A 16258-nucleotide genomic window follows, 5' to 3' on the forward strand; every position below is an offset into this window, starting at 1 on the left:
CCTATCCCTCCTACATATCGACTTGTTTTCTCTGCATGTACTTCAAATATAATGCCGTAAAGAACGCAATAAACAGAAACAACACAACAGCAAGTGCGGATCCGAGACCAACAGCTGTAGTCGCACCACCTGTCGAGCCACCAAAGGCGAGACGATAGAAATAAACGGCCAGTGTATCGGTCGAGTGGTAAGGTTCTCCTTGCGATCCCTGCATCGCATAGACGAGTTCAAAGGCTTCAAACGATTGAATAAAGGTGAGTACTGTCATAATCATGATTGAGGGCACCATCAAAGGAATGATGATTCTCGTAATCATTGAAAAACTGTTTGCCCCATCCAGTTTGCCTGCTTCAAGCAGTTCTTGAGGGATGGATTGAAAGCCTGCCAGGAAGATTAATACACCGAAGCCAAGCCCGTACCAGCAGTTTACTAGGATAATAGCGATCAAGGCGGTATCCGGGTCTCCGAGCCAAGCTTTTTGCAAGGACTCTAAACCTAACCTCTCAAGAATCACGTTTAGCGCTCCATAGTTCGGATTTAGAATCAGCTTCCATAGAAAACCGACCACAATGACTGATAATAACCTCGGCAAAAAGTAAGCAATCTTTAGAAATTCCGATCCACGGACTTTTTTGTAAATCACATAGGCTAGTAGAAATGCAAGGCCATTTTGAAAAACCATCTGGAGCGCGAAATACAGAATATTATGGCCGAATGCATTCCAAAATAGATCAGAGAAAGGTTGAAGCGTAAAAAGATCTTTAAAATTTTTCAATCCGACAAATTCTCCGCGAACGATGCCTTTCCAATCAAAGAAACTATAGGTAAGCGCAGCGAACAGCGGGTAAACAATAAACAATCCATAAATGAGTAAGGCGGGAATAGGGAAAAGGTGAATCGTCCACCTTTTCCAGTTCCTCTGTTTTTTGTTGTTGCTTACAATCTTCGTCGCTGCTTTCCTATTCTCCGCTCCCTGTGTCCTATTGTAGTGGTTCATACCAGGATGCCGCGCTTTCTTGAATTGCTTTTGCCACTTCTTCTGGCGTACGCTCACCTAAATACATGCCTTGCAATTCTGTTTCAAGCGTTGCTTTAGTCGTAGGATTGCCGCCTGAAAAATGGACGAGCATCATGTATGGCGTAGACATTTCCTCTACTGCTTTACTAAGGTTATTAACAAGCTGATCATCAGATTCTATTCCAGGAATTGCGCTAATCATTTTAAACTCTTTTGTGAAAAGTTTTCCAAATTCTTCTGTCGTCATGAATTGAACGAATTTTTTCGCTGCCTCTTTGTGTTCTGAATTCGCATTTACAGCATAGGATCCATCTACCCAAGTCGTAATGGTTGGTTCTTTACCGACAGCTGAAGGCATCGGGAAGAAACCTAGCTCAAGATCAGGGTTCATTTCACGCAAAACCTCGATCTCCCAGCTTCCTAGCGGAAACATGGCAGCGTCACCAGTAAAGAACATCGTACGTATATCTTCCATACCTAGCCCTTCATAGTTTTCAGGGAAGTACTTTTTGAGCTCATCCATCGCATCAATAGAGCTTTGGAATTCTTCACTAGTAAAATCTTTTTCTCCCGCTGTAATTTTATCTACGAATTCATTTCCACCATAATGTGCTGGGCCAATGATTCCGTGTGATAGCGACAGCAGCCATCCTTCTTTTGATCCAAGAGAGATAGGGGTGTACCCTTCTTTTTTCAACGTTTCATTTAAAGAAATGAATTCTTCCCAAGTTTTCGGTTCTTCCAGACTGAGTTCATCGAAGACCTTTTTGTTATAAAACATTTGCGTTGTACTGATGTTTAAGGGAACGCCATATTGTTTTCCATCCGATCCTTTGGACGCTGCTAATGTGTCTTCTGAGAATTTATTAAGTCCTTCTAGATCGTCTAAAGGTTCAAGATAACCGGCATCGGCAAGTTCAATTCCAGGGGCATAAGGACGAAGGTGAATAATATCTGGACCTTCTCCGCTTTTAAGTGCTGTGTTCAAGATTGTGTTATATTCCGTGTTTTTTGAAGGCTCAAACTCGACGTTAATGTCTGGGTTTTCTTCTTGGAACTTATCAATAATTTTCTGGTAACTCGCTTTATCTTCCGTTCTCCAGCTGCCAATGGTTAACGTAACACTATCTTCACCAGAGTCTGAATCACCAGATGCATCTCCACTGCTTTCAGAACTACATCCTGACAATATTAGAATAAATGCTAAAAACCCTACAAACGTAAACGCTTTCATTTTTTTCATAAAATGATCCTCCTTAATCATTAATTAAAGATGAATGAATCAGTGAATGCAGGTGTGGCCGAATACGACCCATGTTATGCTTCCTGCCGAAATGCACAATATTCGTTAAAAAGGTGACGACAAGCTCTTTCTTTGGATCCACCCAAAGACTGGTTCCTGTAAATCCTGTATGGCCAAAACTTCCTTCTGACCACCTCCTTCCACATGAAAGCTCATTGCCTTGACCGCTCCATACTTCAAACCCAAGTCCCCGATTTTGTGTCACGTGTGTGGTTGCCTGCTGCATTCGCTGAGCATTTAGAACTTGCTGTCTAGTTGGGTAGAGAAAGTAATTTCCTAATTTGGCGACATCCGAAGCTGTTCCGAACAAACCTGCGCTTCCACTTCTTCCTTTAAGAAGATAAGCTTTTTCATCATGGACTTGCCCTTGAATGTAGTGATTTTTATACCATTCAGTTGAAGCTGTAAGATCAAGTTCTTTTGGGTTAAAAGTGGTACGTTTCATCCCCCAGGGGTTAAAAAGATGTGTCTTTGTGAATTCACCAAGTGTTAGGCCGCTGATCCTTTCTACAAGTTTACCGAGCAGAATCATTCCCAGGTCACTATAGAGGACCTGTTTTCCAGGAGAATTAAGCAAATTTAATTGGGTGATTTCATATAAAATATCTCTACTTTCCTCCCGTTTGACCATTTGAAGATCTGCAGGGAGGCCGGATGTATGGGTAAGCGCGTGTACAATTTGGACTTCGGGATGGGCGAATTCTGGGATGTACGTTTGAATGGAGTGATCCAATTCCAGACGGCTGTGATCGAGCAGCCAAAGGATGGATGGAAGTGTAGCCACCACTTTTGTAAGGGAGGCCAAGTCAAAGATGGTGTTCGTGGTGATTAGCTGTTCTCTTTGTATACGGGTGGTAAATCCACCATAAGCTTTGTGAAAAACTGTATTGCCTTTGTGCTGTATATGGAGAACCGCACCCGGAATCTCTTTACGATCTACTAATTCAGTTAAAAATTGATCAAACATGTTTTTTTACATCAACAGCCTTGCGGGTTCGCTCAAGAGCTGCAACGCTTTCTTCATAATTTCTACTCGTCATGCCAACATACAAAATATCAATCACGTTCAACTGGGAGATTCGTGAACTCATCGCACCGCTTCGAATGCTCTTTTCTAATGAGCTTGTGTATAGCTTAATGTCAGCTAGTTCTGAAACTGGATTCAATCCGTATTTCGTTAAGGTTATGACTTTTGCTCCGTTATCCTTGGCGACCTTTAAAGATTGAATAATATCTATGGTCTGGCCTGAATAAGAAATGCCAAAAACGACATCTGACTCCCCAAGATTTGCACTGATCGTCCCTTGGGTGTCATAGTCGACAGCGGCTTCACACCACCGGTTGATTCTTGATAGCTTTTGTTTAAAATCCCGGGCAATTAACCCCGAGGCCCCGATTCCATAAAGGGCAACTTTCCTTGCCTCTTGAAGGGCGTTGATCGCTTTTTCAACTTCTTCTTTAGATAGAACTGAAATAGTGTCATGAATGGACTGAATATTATTGTTTGAAACATTGGATATGAAAGAATCTACAGACCCGTCAATTGAAATCTCCTGGTAGGACTGATTGAAAGACGAGGACTTTGTGGCCAGGTCCCCGGCAATCCGCAGTTTCAACTCTTGAAAGCCTTTGTAATTTAGAGTGCGAGCTAAACGGATAATCGTCGCTTCACTAACCTCTGCCCGCTGGGAAAGCTTCTGGATGGACAAGTTGATCACTTCTTCTGGAAAATTAATTATGTACTCGGCTGCTTTACGTTCAGACGGCTTCAGTGAAGTAACGGCCTCTTGAATACTGATTAATCCACCGTTCATGAGTTGCCCCCTTTCTTATTTGCTCAGTTTATTCTAGTTTACCAAGTTTTATTTTATAATCAAGTGAATATTCTGAAGTTTTATTACATTATGAAAAATACCACCCGCCTTCGTTTGCGGGTGGTCGATGTTTAGTATAAGAGGTAATTCTCTCTCACTTCTTTAAATTCATTTAAGTCTTCTTGCCATTTGGCCTTCATTTCTTCCACACTGGTTCCTTCTTCAATTGCTTCGCGTATCCATCCATTCCCAACTAAAAGATCAAAGAAAGATACACCTTCACTATTTTCAGCGCGGAACTCAAAATCTTCTGGATACAGGTCATGGATAGTTTTCACTAAGCTTACACCCGTAGTTACAGGCTGAAAGGCTTCTTTATCTGTCACATGAATCTGGACCCCATGTGACAATTCACCAGCATGTTTAGAGAAAGATGGCGTGAAAGAGGCGGCTCTAAAATCAACGCCTGTAAGTTCCAATTCATTAAGAGCAGAAGCAAGCTCAGTTGAATCAATGTATGGCGCACCAATCAGCTCAAACGGTTTTGTTGTTCCTCGTCCTTCCGAGACATTCGTTCCTTCAATTAATGCCGCCCCGGGGTAGACGATTGCTGTATCCAGCGTCGGCATATTAGGAGATGGAAGTACCCACTCTAGCGGTGTCTCATCATAATACATATCTCTCTTCCAATGATCCATTTCTACAACAGTCAAGTCAGCTCCAATACCGAATTCCTTGTTGAACAGCTTCGCAAGCTCACCAACTGTCATGCCGTGACGGAGAGGAATTTCATACTTTCCTACAAAGGAGGAGTATTCATCGTTAAGTACCGGACCTTCCACAGCTTCACCGCCTAGTGGATTTGGGCGGTCAAGCACAATAAATTCAATGTTATTTTCCTGCGCAGCTTCCATAGCATAAGCCATTGTGTAAATGTAGGTGTAGAAGCGTGTTCCCACATCCTGGATGTCGAACAACAGAACATCAATACCCTCTAGCATTTCAGGCGTAGGTTTTCTTGTTGATCCGTATAGACTATACACAGGCAGACCTGTAGCTTCGTCAATGTAGTACTCTACATATTCTCCTGCCTGAGCACTACCACGCACTCCGTGCTCTGGACCATAGAGTGCTGTTAGATTAACGTCAGGGTCGTTATGGAGAGCATCCACGATGCTGTTTAGTTCTTGGTCTACCCCAGTAGGGTTGGTGATTAGCCCAACATTCTTTCCTTCAATAAGCTCTTTCTCATCTTCAAGTAAAACCTCTACTCCAAGCTCAAAATTCTTGTGTTTTTGTTTGTCGTTCCCATACCCATGACCCTTTCCTTTGCCATTATTGTCAGCAAGCACAACAGATAGGGATGACAATACGAGCAGCAACGCCAAGAAGATAATTGACCATTTTTTCAAGACAACATTCCTCCTCTTATTTTGTAAAAGCAGGTAGAGAAAAGACCCCTGCCGCTTATTGAACTAGTACGTTAACCCATGACCGAATGGATACAGGACGCCGTTTTCTTCACCTGGGATCGTCACAGGCAGTTTTCCTGCAGGTACATTTTCACCAAAAATCGCAGCAGCGGTTGCCTCAAAACTGGCGGTTCGGAAGCCATATTGAGCAAGATAAGCATCCACTTCAGGGTAAGCCATGATGTCATATGGATTTCGGATTCCTACACCAACCACGGGTGTTTCTGATTGAGTCAAAAGACGGTCGACCATTTGCATTTGCGGGTGTTCTGGAGATCTAGTCCACACACTATATGTGTAAGTGCCAACGATGATCTTATCAGCTGATTCGACGATTGTTTTCTGTTCTTCAGTAAAATCATAGTCTGAACCCACTTCTACAACCGTCGTATTTGCATGCTGATCTTTAACAGCATCTCCAAGGGAATTAACAAAACTATTTCCAATGACGACTACATGGTCATTGCTTTCTGCGTCTAAAGGCAGAACTTGTTCATTTTTCACTAAGGTAATGGATTCTTCAGCGGCCTCTTTTTCTACCGCTCTATGTTCGTCTGATCCTACTGTTTCAACAGCCTTTTGAATTTTATCTTCGATATTCTCAGGATTCTCAGTCTTAATGATGCCCCGGTTTACTTTCAGAGTTAAAATACGGTCTACAGAAGCTTCAATTCTTTTCTCTGAAATCTCACCAGATTGAACTGCGTCAAGGAGGCCCCCGGCTACTTCTTCAAGACCGACTGGCATCAAAACGATATCAGTTCCCGCTTTTACGGCCCGAACGGCTGCATCAACAGCACCGAAATGTTCAGCAATCGCGTTCATATTCATAGCATCTGTAATAATCACACCTTCATGGCCCATCTCTTCTCGCATAAGTCCTGTTAATACTTTATGGGAGAGTGTGGCTGGAAGAGAAATTTTCGTTCCATCTTTTTTGGAAATTACTTTCGTATCATCGATTTTTGGAAAGGTTACATGAGCGGTCATAACTGCATCGATCCCTGCTTCCATTGCTTTCTGGAATGGGTACAGTTCAACTTCTTTCAAACGCTCTTTATCATGCGGGACCTCGGGAAGGCCAAGGTGCGAATCAACGGCTGTGTCCCCATGGCCAGGGAAGTGTTTAGCCGTAGCAGCTACTCCTGTTTCTTGAAGACCTTTCGTATACGCCACTCCTAAGTCTGCCACTAGCTGTGGGTCTTCACCAAATGAACGAACACCGATAACAGGATTGTCCGGGTTATTATTTACATCCAGAACTGGAGCAAGGTTCATATTAATCCCAAGAGAAGAGAGTTCCTCTCCAATGGCGTGACCGACTTCATTACTGATTTCTTCAGAGCGTGTTGCCCCCAGCGCCATGTTTCCTGGCATATCTGTCCCTGATTGAAGACGGGTGACTATTCCGCCTTCCTGATCAATCGTCATCAACAACCCATATTTCTCGGAAGTTTCTTTATAGGCGGAAACCAATTTTGCTGTCTGCTCTGTTGTTACAACATTCTCTCTAAAAAGAATAACTCCACCTAAGTGGTATTTCTGGATTTGTTCTTCGATTTCAGGAAGCATTTCTGTCACATTCTCGCCATTCCATTTACGAAAATCCGGCATAAGCATCTGTCCAACTTTTTCTTCCAGTGTCATACCTTCAATGGCATTTTTGATAATGTCGTAACGATCACCTTTCTGCTTAACAAATGAAGGTTCTGCTTTTTTCAAAGAAGATTTATTTACTTTGTAATCCAGAGCGATTCTGTCAGTATGCACACCATCTGAAACACTAATAAACGTACGTCCTCTATGCTCCAAAATCGTTACATTCCCTTCATCATCTACGGTAGCCACATTATTGTTTGACGACTTCCAAGTCAGGTTATCCGATGTTTTCATAAAATGTCCATCATCATAAATGTGTAAGGCGGTCAGCGATACTTGATTTCCTTCGATTTGTGTATCAGCTTCTGGCACATTTTTCATTAGCACTAAGTCAGAGACTTCACTCTCGTCAGCACTAGTGCCTTTCGGTGTCAAAAGCGCCTGGGAAAAACTCATGACAAGCACTAAAAGTACAATCGTAAACTTTTTACTTCTAACTCCCAACTTTAACCCTCCTTTATATTACTTCCTAATAAGAGCGTTCCACCCATTCGTTACTTGTAAAGGTAATACTAGAGCCATTTACTTTAATATCATCTACATACCAGCCTCGGTTGTTGACAGAACCATCCGTCTCATAGGTGAACCGGACAAAATTCGTATCAGCGGGTAGTTCAACGTCCAATGTTTCCCATTCCTCACTGCTTCCCGTGACCATTGCGGCTTCTATCCAATCTTCTCCGTCTTTCGAATATTCAACGATTCCTTTGTCATAGCCTTCTTCAACCTTGTACCAAGTCTCAAACGAAAGTGTAGATTTCTCTTCAAGACTTAGTTCGGCTATAAGTTGATTTGTTTGATTGGACCCGTACCCTGCAAACCATGCTTCTCCTTTTTCATCCATCTCAACTGGAATCGCATCCGCCACTTTTCTGGCAAACTCTCTCCGCGTTGGTGACGTTGAAACAGTGTTTCTAGTAGGATGAACTCGGTTAGTCATTAGAATCGCAATGGTTTGGTTAGTCGGACTCACTACGATTGATGTCCCTGTATAACCTGTATGACCAAGAGTCGTTCTCTCTGATAGAGCATCCATAAACCAACCTTGCTGAAGCTCCCATCCAAGTCCATGATCATCACCTGGAAACTGAGGGATCCGATTCTCTGTTAAAAGTTGAATTGTCTCTGGTTTAAGAATCCGTGTGCCACCATACTTTCCTTCCATTAAAAACATGTGAGCGAACTTAGCTAAGTCTGAAGCCGTTGAGAAAACACCAGCATGACCGGCTACCCCGTCAAGGGACCATGCGCTTTCATCGTGGACTTCACCCCATACAAGTCCCCGGTTTGTCCATGGCTGGTATTCTGTTGCTGCGATACGGTCCTTTAATCGGGCAGGTGGATTATACATCGTATCGTCCATTCCGAGTGGTTCTGTAATTTCTTTTTTGACAAATTCATCAAGGCCCATTCCGGACAGGCGCTCGATTAAAGCTCCAAGTGTAATCATGTTGAGATCACTGTATGTATACTCGGCACCAGGTTCATCTTGAAGTGGATATTGGAATACGTATTGTAGCCGATCTTCGCGGGTACCTTCTACGGTGTAAAGAGGAATCCATGGTTTAAAACCAGAGGTATGTGTCATTAATTGTTCAATGGTAACGCTTTCTTTTCCGTTTGCAGCGAATTCTGGAATATATTTGGCAACCGGATCATCGAGCTCAAATTTCCCTTGCTCGTATAATTTCATTGCTGCGGTGGTTGTAAACAATTTGCTAATGGAAGCAAGATCAAAAATCGTATCTTCGCTCATAGGAATTGGATCATCCACTTGGGTGAACGCATCATCTTTGTATTGAACGGCATATCCATATGCTTCTTTTTTAACGACATGTCCTCTTCTGGCTACGAAAGCGACAGCTCCTGGCATCACCTGTTCCTGAATAGCTGAATTTAAGATGCTGTCAATTTCATTCAGGGGTGCTTCTCGCATGCCTGCGCCTCTAATGGAGCCCTGATGGAGGACTGGAGAGGTTGGTCCTGGCTGGTCCCATGTAAAGACAGGATGTCCTTTGTCACTAGATTGATTTAGATTTTGCTTTCCTTCTTTTTCAATCGTAGGCCCCTGATTTGCTAAACTAACTCCTGGTACGAGCAATGTGGTTCCTAGCACAGTCACTAACGCAACAGACAACGTTTTTCGACTCATATGTGTCCTCCTTTTTTCTTATCAGGTGGTGCAACTAAAGCCTCCTTTCTTCGCAGCTATAATGAACTTCTGTCTCAAGCATAAACCGAGCCTTTATAGTCGTCTATACCACTTTTGTCACGGTTGGTAAAAAAGCCTTTAATTTCCAATACTATCCACCTAAGCCATTTGAATGATTTTGAAATTTTGTGACATTTAAATGTATTTACCTAGGTAGTTTTATTTCAAAGGATCGTTTTAATGGGACTCAGGGAAGTGAGATTCTGCTGACTCTTTTCTACCTTGCTGAAACTCGGTATCTTCATTTCCCTATCTTCTTAACCAACACTTTCATTATTTCGATAACTCATTAGAATCAGACCGTATATAATTAAAAGTAGTACCGCCCCAACCAAACCGATGGATCCGCCTATCCACCCTGCTTTTTGTGCATGAACATTCTCTAAGATAATCCCTGTCCCAAACATGACTAAACCGATTTGGATATTTAAAATTGCTTCGATTAACCCAAAAACTCGACCTTGTTTACCCTTGGGGATTTGCTGCATGATCAGAGTATCCACACTCGCTCCACCAACCCCTCCTATAAAAGAAATACTGACAAATAATAGAGATAGCTGGAGAAAGTTATCAACTTGACTTGCAACTATCTGAAAAATACTTTCAGCAATTAACGCTACCATTCCAATTAAGAGGAAGTTCTTTGTTAGACGGCCGGTTACAAGAAAACTGAATATAAGGCCAGTTCCTAATGATCCGTATAGCAAGCCAACTCCAAGTTCATCCAACTTGAATGTTTGAGCTCCGTATACACTAATGAGAACATTAAATACCCCATCCATAGTCGCTGTGATGGTTTGAAGAATAACGGCAACAATTACAAATATACTAATCCCTTTTGAAAAGCTGCCCCTAGCTACCCTACTTTCAACTAAGGTTTGCGATTTATTCTTAACAGATAGCTTTCTAATAAGAAGCGCAGCAGCCAAAAAGGAACACGCGTTAAGCACAAATGCGAACTGATTACCTAATAAAAAAGCGACGACTCCACCAGTAATGGAACCTCCAATAAGCACGATTCCTAAAATCAGCTGCTCCATCCCATTCACTTTTATCAAAATGGTTTTATCCGTGATTTCTGCAATCGTACTTTTTCTAACTGGCAAATAGAAGGCTTCCCCACATGATAAGGCAATAACTCCTACAAATACGATCCATAAGTCCTCTTTCGATTTTACAAATAGAAAACTTAACGCAAAGGGAATACGAAGAAGATCCGTCGCCATCAGCAAACACTTTTTATTAAGTCGATCCGCAAGTTTTCCACCCAAGGGAGCAAGCAGCAAAAACGGCAAAATTCTAATGCCAAGTACAGCTCCGACCGCTAGTCCTGAACCTGTGATGTGAAGTACGAGTGTTAATACAGCGACTTGGCTGAACCGGTCTCCTATTCCATTGACAATTCCAGAAAAAAATAAGTAACTATATGGGTGATACTTCAATAAATTCATAGTATCCTCTCCACTAATTAGATATACATCTAATTAGTTATTCAAAAAAATTTGTTGATCTTCATTTGACTTACAACCTCAGTTCAGATTAAGACTCCTATTCTGATAGACTTTAATCCGAGGTATTTACTTGAAGTATGGCGAATGGAAATGACTCATACTGCAGCTAAATGGAGTGATTCTAAGCTTAATTTGAGTGATACAATCTTGGGTTTGAGGGGTTCTTTTGTAAGTGTGAGCGATTCTATAGTTTTAGGCATTGAGAAAGGGGGAGACTCGAGTGGGATCATTGTAAAGGGAAAATCCCGCAAGGCGCAGCTTGAGGAAGCTCACCGTACACCAGCGGAAAGCGAGTCCTTCCTCAATGCCCATAAACCATCACAAACATCTCAAAATCGAGTATTTTTAAGAGCTTGCAGATAGGTGTTACCTTCTCACAACGACTGGCCACATTTCTTTCGGGTTCAGTTCGTAACGATTGTTTTCTCTGTACATGAATGAATGCATGATCCATTCCCTGCGGATAGTGGCAAAGTCATCGAAGAACGTTTTAATGTATTCGTTAACTTCTTTTTCTTCATACGTCATCCCTTGCTCAAACCCTTGAACAAAATAAGATAGAATAACAATTTTCTTCTTCAGCTGACTTGGTATTGACTTCAGTTTCCCATCTTTTGCAATAAAGTTGTTCAACACCTTGGTCTGTTCTTTATCCGTAACTTGAAGTTCATTCCTGTTCATGGCTTCTTCATCTCCAATCCTTAAAATTGCTGTGGTCATAAACTCAAGCTTTCGTTCATCCAAATGAAAGTAAATCGTGTTTTTATCTCGGCGGGAATACACCATACCTGTATCCCTTAACTTTTTAAGATGATGAGTGATTGTCGGAGGTCTCAAGCCCAGTTTTCCGGCAATCGCCTGTCCGTGCAGAGGCCCTTGCCGCAATAATGCTACGATTCTTAGCCTTGTGGGATCCCCAACCGCTTTGTGAAAGGCAACCATTTTATCTAATTGCATATCGACTCCCCATTCCTATTTTCATATTCATCTAATTAGATAATAATCTAATCATTTAAAGCAGTCAATAAAAATCCATAAGAAAAGCACAGCATTTTTAGCTGTGCTTGCATAGTTCATTTAGTTAACGTTCGGCATGAGTTTTCATAAATTCATACACTTTCATGTCAATATATCCCCTGTCCTGCTCCCTTGCCTCAAAATTCTCGGTGTGAAGGTAAGCCGTAAGCCCTTTATGAAACTCGTCTTCTGATACTTCAGGGGACGTCAGGTAATCCAATTGAGCCAGCCATTGCCTAAGGTTCGACTCCTCTTCCCCTTCAATTTTTATTACGTCATCTGGGTTCGTCTCGCCAAAGTAGAGCTGCTGAAGCTGATAAATTCTCTCTAATTCTTCAATCGGTTCTGGATGATCGTCTACACGCAAATCAACGAACACATCGCTTAAACCTCCATACCCCCCATTTTCCTTAACGACATAAATGGCTGCTGACTGCTTCCCTCTGCTGTCACCGCCGGCATTTTGTGCTGCTTTTAATCCTGCAATCAATCGGTCGGCTAGTGGACCCTCGGTTGTTTCGAAAGCATCACCCAAGTGAGTGACTGTCTCTTTATTAACAAGGATGTTTCCCTGAGCAGCATAATTTTCCCCAGTAATGCCTCCAGCCCAGTCATAGCACTCCTCTCCAGTAAAAGTCGCCGCATTGCCTTTGGCATCGATGACCCCAATTTGTCTATGCGAAAAGTCTTCGTCATTGGATATAAGGGTTTGAATTACTTCATCTGGACAGCTTCCTTCTTCTAAAAGTCTCAATCCTTCAGGGCCATACGCTGGATTGGCGAACGCTTGGGTCGCGACAGCTCCTACCCCTGCTTTTGCCCACGGGACAACAGAGCCTACACCTAAGAATTTTGACTGGACAGCGACCCCTATTTCTCCTGTTTCTGGGTCATATCCCACAATAGAAAATGTTGCTATAATCGGTTGATTCTTTTTCAGTTTCATCCCCTCCAATAGTAGTTCCATTCGACTTTTTCCAGTAAAATCCTTCTTATCTTCAGGAGCATCTCTATGTTTTTCGTCAAAAAAATCGGGTATTAAATCAAATGTACCTTACAAAAAAGGAGAGGATCGAAATGAAACCACTACTACGTGAATACACAAATGATGAAAAACTGATGCAAGACGTAACGTCTCTTAAAAATCAAGGCATCGATAATAAGGACATTTATATTTTGTCTCACGATGATGATCGTACAGATCGAATCGCGAACAACGTGAACGCGAACACTATCGGCTTGTCCGAGCAAGACTTCAAAAATGTCATCTCTAACATTTTCAGTAAGCAAGGAGATGAGCTGAGAACGAAGCTTCAGGAAATAGGCTTTTCTCAACAAGAAGCGGAACAGTATGAAGAAGACATGGATGAAGGAAAAGTTCTGTTGATCGTTACCGATACACAAAAAGCACAGGGAATTCTATAAAATAGGAAGGACCGCTCACTCTTGAGCGGTCCTTTATTTTTGAACTCGCTGATTCGCTGATATATATCAGCGTTCGGCGATAAATATCTTCTTTAGCTGATAAGTAATAGATTATCGTTGATAAGTTAATATTCAATCTCAAACTCTACGGCCAGTAGTTTCCTAATATCGGTGTTAGATGCATCAAATTCTTTCACCACTCTATATTTTCCATTATCTAAGTTATAACTTTCTAGCTTTATTTCCTGAGTAAAATTTTCACCAGGGCCCGCCAAGTATTCGATATCTTCAAAGGCTCGATTTCCAGATACATTTTTCCATGACCCATTTTGATATTTTTCTATCGTATAAGGGGCACCGAAAGTTAATTGGGTAGGTCCCCAATTCTCAATCTTTACATTCATCGTATCATCAGGTTCTAGCACATCATTTTCTGTGTACATCCGCGCATTAAATTCCTCTGGAGGTACATAAAACAGAGACACATCCGTATCCAATACTTCATTGTTTTCACCAAGTGCCTCTTGGCTGTAGGTGTAAAGCACATCGGTTTCCTCAGGAAGTTGCACCGACAGCTTTTCCCCATTAGTAAATATTTTCTCCTTCACTATTTCGATCATCTCTAAGTCTCGATTACGTTCAATAAGCTGCACTCGAATCTTCTGATCGGGGAAAGACTCGTTTGTCCCTACATTCTCCCCTGGGTTGACCCTGTGAAAAGTAGTAGTTAAATAAATCCCTTTAAAGAATTTCTTCGTATAAGGTTCATAACCTGTTTTTTTATTGATCTCTTCTGTGGTCCATTCATGTTGATCAGGTATGTTCATCATAGAGTTAGGACCTCCGATTTGACTAGGAATTTCATTGGTTTGGGAATTACTTTTTGTGAAGGAACTACATCCGGCGAAAAGCACAAGTAAGACAACTAGTATGGACATTTGTTTCATGATATCCCCCCTCATTATCACCCATAGGTTTTCTCTATTATTTCAAAGGAGGAAAAAATAAACAATACTATAGTCCTGTAATTAGAATATAAAACCCATTGAGTGATCAGCCCAAAATAAGATATACCTTAAAGAGAATCAATTAAAAATAAAAGACGCCTTTCATGAGAAGACGCCTTTTTCACGTTTATTTTATTGAACCTTTCATCACTCCACTAATGATCCACTTCTGCGCAATTACATACACAAGAATCATAGGAGCAAGGGCCATCAAGTAGGAAGCAAAAGCCAGATTGTAGTTCGTACTGAATTCAGTTTGGAAAATATATTGAACGAGTGGTAGTGTCGCAAAGTCCGGATCGCTCAAAATAACAAGAGGAAGCATGAAATCGTTCCATGCCCACAAGCATGTCAATATCCCCACGGTAGCGTTCATTGGTGTTAGCAGAGGAAAAATAACTTTCCAAAACACTTTCCACGTACTAGCACCGTCCATGATAGCGGCTTCCTCCAGTTCCTTAGGAATGGATTTGATGTAGCCGACGTAAATGAATACGTTAAAAGCGAGTCCATAAACGACATACAAAAGAATCAGCCCTATCGGGTTATCAATATTCCAGATCGCCGTCTGCTTAACGATTGGGAGCATGATAATAGGGAACGGAACAAACATCGCACTAACGAAATAATAGAATAGAAATTTGTAGAATCGCTTGTGCATATTTCGTGCAATCGCGTAGGCAACAAGGGAATTGGAAAGCAGTGTAAACAACACGACAAACACCGTCACAAGTGTACTGTTCAACAACGCTCCAAAGAAATCCGTTACTTGAACAGCATCAACAAAGTTCTGAAAGCGCCACTCATTAGGCAGAGACAGTAAGGACCCTGACATTTCCTCGGGTGTTTTCAATGAGATCGTTATCGTCAAATAGAGAGGAAGTAAGACGAGCAAAGTTCCCACAATTAAAAGAGTAGTGACAAGCCAGTTTTTCTTTCCCTTTTCCATTACATCTCCACCTCCCGCTTCTGAAGTACGCGAATTTGAAAGATTGAAATGACAACAATAATGATAAAGTAAATGACAGCATTAGCAGATTGATAGGCGAACTCCCCGCCTTCAAATCCTCCTTTATAGATTAAAAGAGAAATAGATTCTGTCGCCTGCCCGGGGCCGCCATTTGTAAGAGCGACAATCTGATCAAAAGCCATAAGGAAATTTTTCATGGCCAAAACCATGTTGATCGTGAAAAATGGCGCAATTAAAGGGAAGGTAATTTTCAAAAACTTCTTCCACGCATTTGCTCCGTCCATTTCAGCCGCCTCATATACATCTTCCTGAATGGTTTGAAGACCGGCTAGATAAAGTATGGTATTGAAAGCTGTCGCCTGCCATACCGTCATAATGACAATTCCGAGCCATGCCGTATCAGGATCGCCGAGAATATTCTTGGCAAGAGCATCAATTCCTAGCACACCCATAATTTCGGGAAGAAAGTGAGTAAAAATGAAATTGAAGATAAACCCGACAATAAGAATACTTAAGATATTCGGTAGAAAATATATGGCTCTCAGTGTTTTTCTGAACTTAATTTTCGCATTTAACCCGAGTGCCACAGCTAAACTGAATATGTTTACTAGAATCGTAGATACAACCGCAAACTTAAATGTAAACCAGTAGGAACTTAACGCACGTCCATCTTGAAAAACATTTAAGTAATTACTGAAACCGACAAAATCCCACTCACCGTACCCACGCCAGTTTGTAAAGCTATAGAATATCCCTTGAAGCACAGGATAGGTGTGAAAAATAAAGAATATAATGACGGCTGGCATCGCCATCAGCAGAAAAGCACGCTGACGATTTTTCATTTTGCTTC

General features: G+C 41.7%; 14 protein-coding genes. 1 reads left to right on the forward strand and 13 read right to left on the reverse strand.

The window, feature by feature from the left end:
* Positions 1-10: 10 nt before the first annotated feature.
* From ACRYKC_RS03395 to ACRYKC_RS03440, 10 genes are all read right to left on the reverse strand, one after another.
* Positions 11-997, reverse strand: a complete 987-nt coding sequence (locus ACRYKC_RS03395; RefSeq protein ID WP_433805265.1) for a carbohydrate ABC transporter permease — start codon at positions 995-997, stop codon at positions 11-13.
* Positions 981-2261, reverse strand: a complete 1281-nt coding sequence (locus tag ACRYKC_RS03400; protein ID WP_433805266.1) for an ABC transporter substrate-binding protein — start codon at positions 2259-2261, stop codon at positions 981-983. Before ACRYKC_RS03400 ends, ACRYKC_RS03395 begins: the two co-directional genes overlap by 17 nt.
* A gap of 13 nt (positions 2262-2274) precedes the next feature.
* Positions 2275-3288, reverse strand: coding sequence for a serine hydrolase domain-containing protein (locus ACRYKC_RS03405; protein ID WP_433805267.1), 1014 nt, complete (start codon positions 3286-3288; stop codon positions 2275-2277).
* Positions 3281-4135, reverse strand: a complete 855-nt coding sequence (locus ACRYKC_RS03410) for a MurR/RpiR family transcriptional regulator (protein WP_433805268.1) — start codon at positions 4133-4135, stop codon at positions 3281-3283. The genes ACRYKC_RS03405 and ACRYKC_RS03410 overlap by 8 nt, the downstream gene beginning before the upstream one ends.
* Positions 4136-4266: 131 nt before the next feature.
* Positions 4267-5547 (reverse strand): exo-beta-N-acetylmuramidase NamZ family protein, encoded by a 1281-nt coding sequence (locus tag ACRYKC_RS03415; protein ID WP_433805269.1) that lies wholly within the window; start codon positions 5545-5547, stop codon positions 4267-4269.
* Positions 5548-5610: 63 nt separating this feature from the next.
* Positions 5611-7662, reverse strand: coding sequence for a glycoside hydrolase family 3 protein (locus ACRYKC_RS03420; RefSeq protein WP_433805704.1), 2052 nt, complete (start codon positions 7660-7662; stop codon positions 5611-5613).
* Between the two features lie 73 nt (positions 7663-7735).
* Positions 7736-9418 (reverse strand): serine hydrolase domain-containing protein, encoded by a 1683-nt coding sequence (locus ACRYKC_RS03425; protein WP_433805271.1) that lies wholly within the window; start codon positions 9416-9418, stop codon positions 7736-7738.
* Positions 9419-9735: 317 nt separating this feature from the next.
* On the reverse strand, positions 9736-10929 hold the full coding sequence (locus ACRYKC_RS03430; protein WP_433805272.1) for an MFS transporter: 1194 nt from the start codon (positions 10927-10929) through the stop codon (positions 9736-9738).
* Positions 10930-11355: 426 nt separating this feature from the next.
* Positions 11356-11946 carry a DUF2087 domain-containing protein gene (locus ACRYKC_RS03435; protein WP_433805273.1) on the reverse strand — a complete coding sequence of 197 codons (591 nt, stop codon included), beginning with the start codon at positions 11944-11946 and terminating at the stop codon, positions 11356-11358.
* A 124-nt stretch (positions 11947-12070) separates the two neighbouring features.
* On the reverse strand, positions 12071-12973 hold the full coding sequence (locus ACRYKC_RS03440) for a DUF1028 domain-containing protein (protein ID WP_433805274.1): 903 nt from the start codon (positions 12971-12973) through the stop codon (positions 12071-12073).
* A 110-nt stretch (positions 12974-13083) separates the two neighbouring features.
* On the opposite strand from ACRYKC_RS03440, the gene ACRYKC_RS03445 reads away from it, so the two are divergent.
* The gene (locus ACRYKC_RS03445; RefSeq protein ID WP_433805275.1) at positions 13084-13431 is read left to right on the forward strand and encodes a YflT domain-containing protein; all 348 of its coding nucleotides are present in this window, start codon (positions 13084-13086) and stop codon (positions 13429-13431) included.
* Positions 13432-13556: 125 nt separating this feature from the next.
* Here ACRYKC_RS03445 and ACRYKC_RS03450 read toward each other — a convergent pair whose 3' ends face one another.
* The 3 genes from ACRYKC_RS03450 to ACRYKC_RS03460 all read right to left on the reverse strand — a co-directional run bounded on the left by ACRYKC_RS03450 (position 13557) and on the right by ACRYKC_RS03460 (position 16250).
* Positions 13557-14378: an immunoglobulin-like domain-containing protein gene (locus ACRYKC_RS03450; protein ID WP_433805276.1), complete on the reverse strand. Its 822-nt coding sequence runs from the start codon at positions 14376-14378 to the stop codon at positions 13557-13559.
* A gap of 187 nt (positions 14379-14565) precedes the next feature.
* Positions 14566-15387 (reverse strand): carbohydrate ABC transporter permease, encoded by an 822-nt coding sequence (locus ACRYKC_RS03455; RefSeq protein ID WP_433805277.1) that lies wholly within the window; start codon positions 15385-15387, stop codon positions 14566-14568.
* Entirely contained in the window at positions 15387-16250 is an 864-nt protein-coding gene (locus ACRYKC_RS03460; protein WP_433805278.1) for a carbohydrate ABC transporter permease, read from the reverse strand. The genes ACRYKC_RS03455 and ACRYKC_RS03460 overlap by 1 nt, the downstream gene beginning before the upstream one ends.
* Between the last annotated feature and the right edge of the window lie 8 nt (positions 16251-16258).

Source organism: Halobacillus sp. A1-3 (assembly GCF_050971765.1).
In the GTDB taxonomy this organism is placed as follows: domain Bacteria; phylum Bacillota; class Bacilli; order Bacillales; family Halobacillaceae; genus Halobacillus; species Halobacillus mangrovi_B.

Excerpts from the sequence above, each read along its gene's own strand:
- ACRYKC_RS03455 (WP_433805277.1), bottom strand. The coding sequence starts at position 15,387 with ATGGAAAAGGGAAAGAAAAACTGGCTTGTCACTACTCTTTTAATTGTG.
- ACRYKC_RS03420 (WP_433805704.1), bottom strand. The coding sequence starts at position 7,662 with ATGAGTTTTTCCCAGGCGCTTTTGACACCGAAAGGCACTAGTGCTGAC.
- ACRYKC_RS03395 (WP_433805265.1), bottom strand. The coding sequence starts at position 997 with ATGAACCACTACAATAGGACACAGGGAGCGGAGAATAGGAAAGCAGCG.
- ACRYKC_RS03445 (WP_433805275.1), top strand. The coding sequence starts at position 13,084 with ATGAAACCACTACTACGTGAATACACAAATGATGAAAAACTGATGCAA.
- ACRYKC_RS03440 (WP_433805274.1), bottom strand. The coding sequence starts at position 12,973 with ATGGAACTACTATTGGAGGGGATGAAACTGAAAAAGAATCAACCGATT.
- ACRYKC_RS03400 (WP_433805266.1), bottom strand. The coding sequence starts at position 2,261 with ATGAAAAAAATGAAAGCGTTTACGTTTGTAGGGTTTTTAGCATTTATT.
- ACRYKC_RS03425 (WP_433805271.1), bottom strand. The coding sequence starts at position 9,418 with ATGAGTCGAAAAACGTTGTCTGTTGCGTTAGTGACTGTGCTAGGAACC.
- ACRYKC_RS03435 (WP_433805273.1), bottom strand. The coding sequence starts at position 11,946 with ATGCAATTAGATAAAATGGTTGCCTTTCACAAAGCGGTTGGGGATCCC.
- ACRYKC_RS03460 (WP_433805278.1), bottom strand. The coding sequence starts at position 16,250 with ATGAAAAATCGTCAGCGTGCTTTTCTGCTGATGGCGATGCCAGCCGTC.
- ACRYKC_RS03410 (WP_433805268.1), bottom strand. The coding sequence starts at position 4,135 with ATGAACGGTGGATTAATCAGTATTCAAGAGGCCGTTACTTCACTGAAG.
- ACRYKC_RS03430 (WP_433805272.1), bottom strand. The coding sequence starts at position 10,929 with ATGAATTTATTGAAGTATCACCCATATAGTTACTTATTTTTTTCTGGA.
- ACRYKC_RS03405 (WP_433805267.1), bottom strand. The coding sequence starts at position 3,288 with ATGTTTGATCAATTTTTAACTGAATTAGTAGATCGTAAAGAGATTCCG.
- ACRYKC_RS03450 (WP_433805276.1), bottom strand. The coding sequence starts at position 14,378 with ATGAAACAAATGTCCATACTAGTTGTCTTACTTGTGCTTTTCGCCGGA.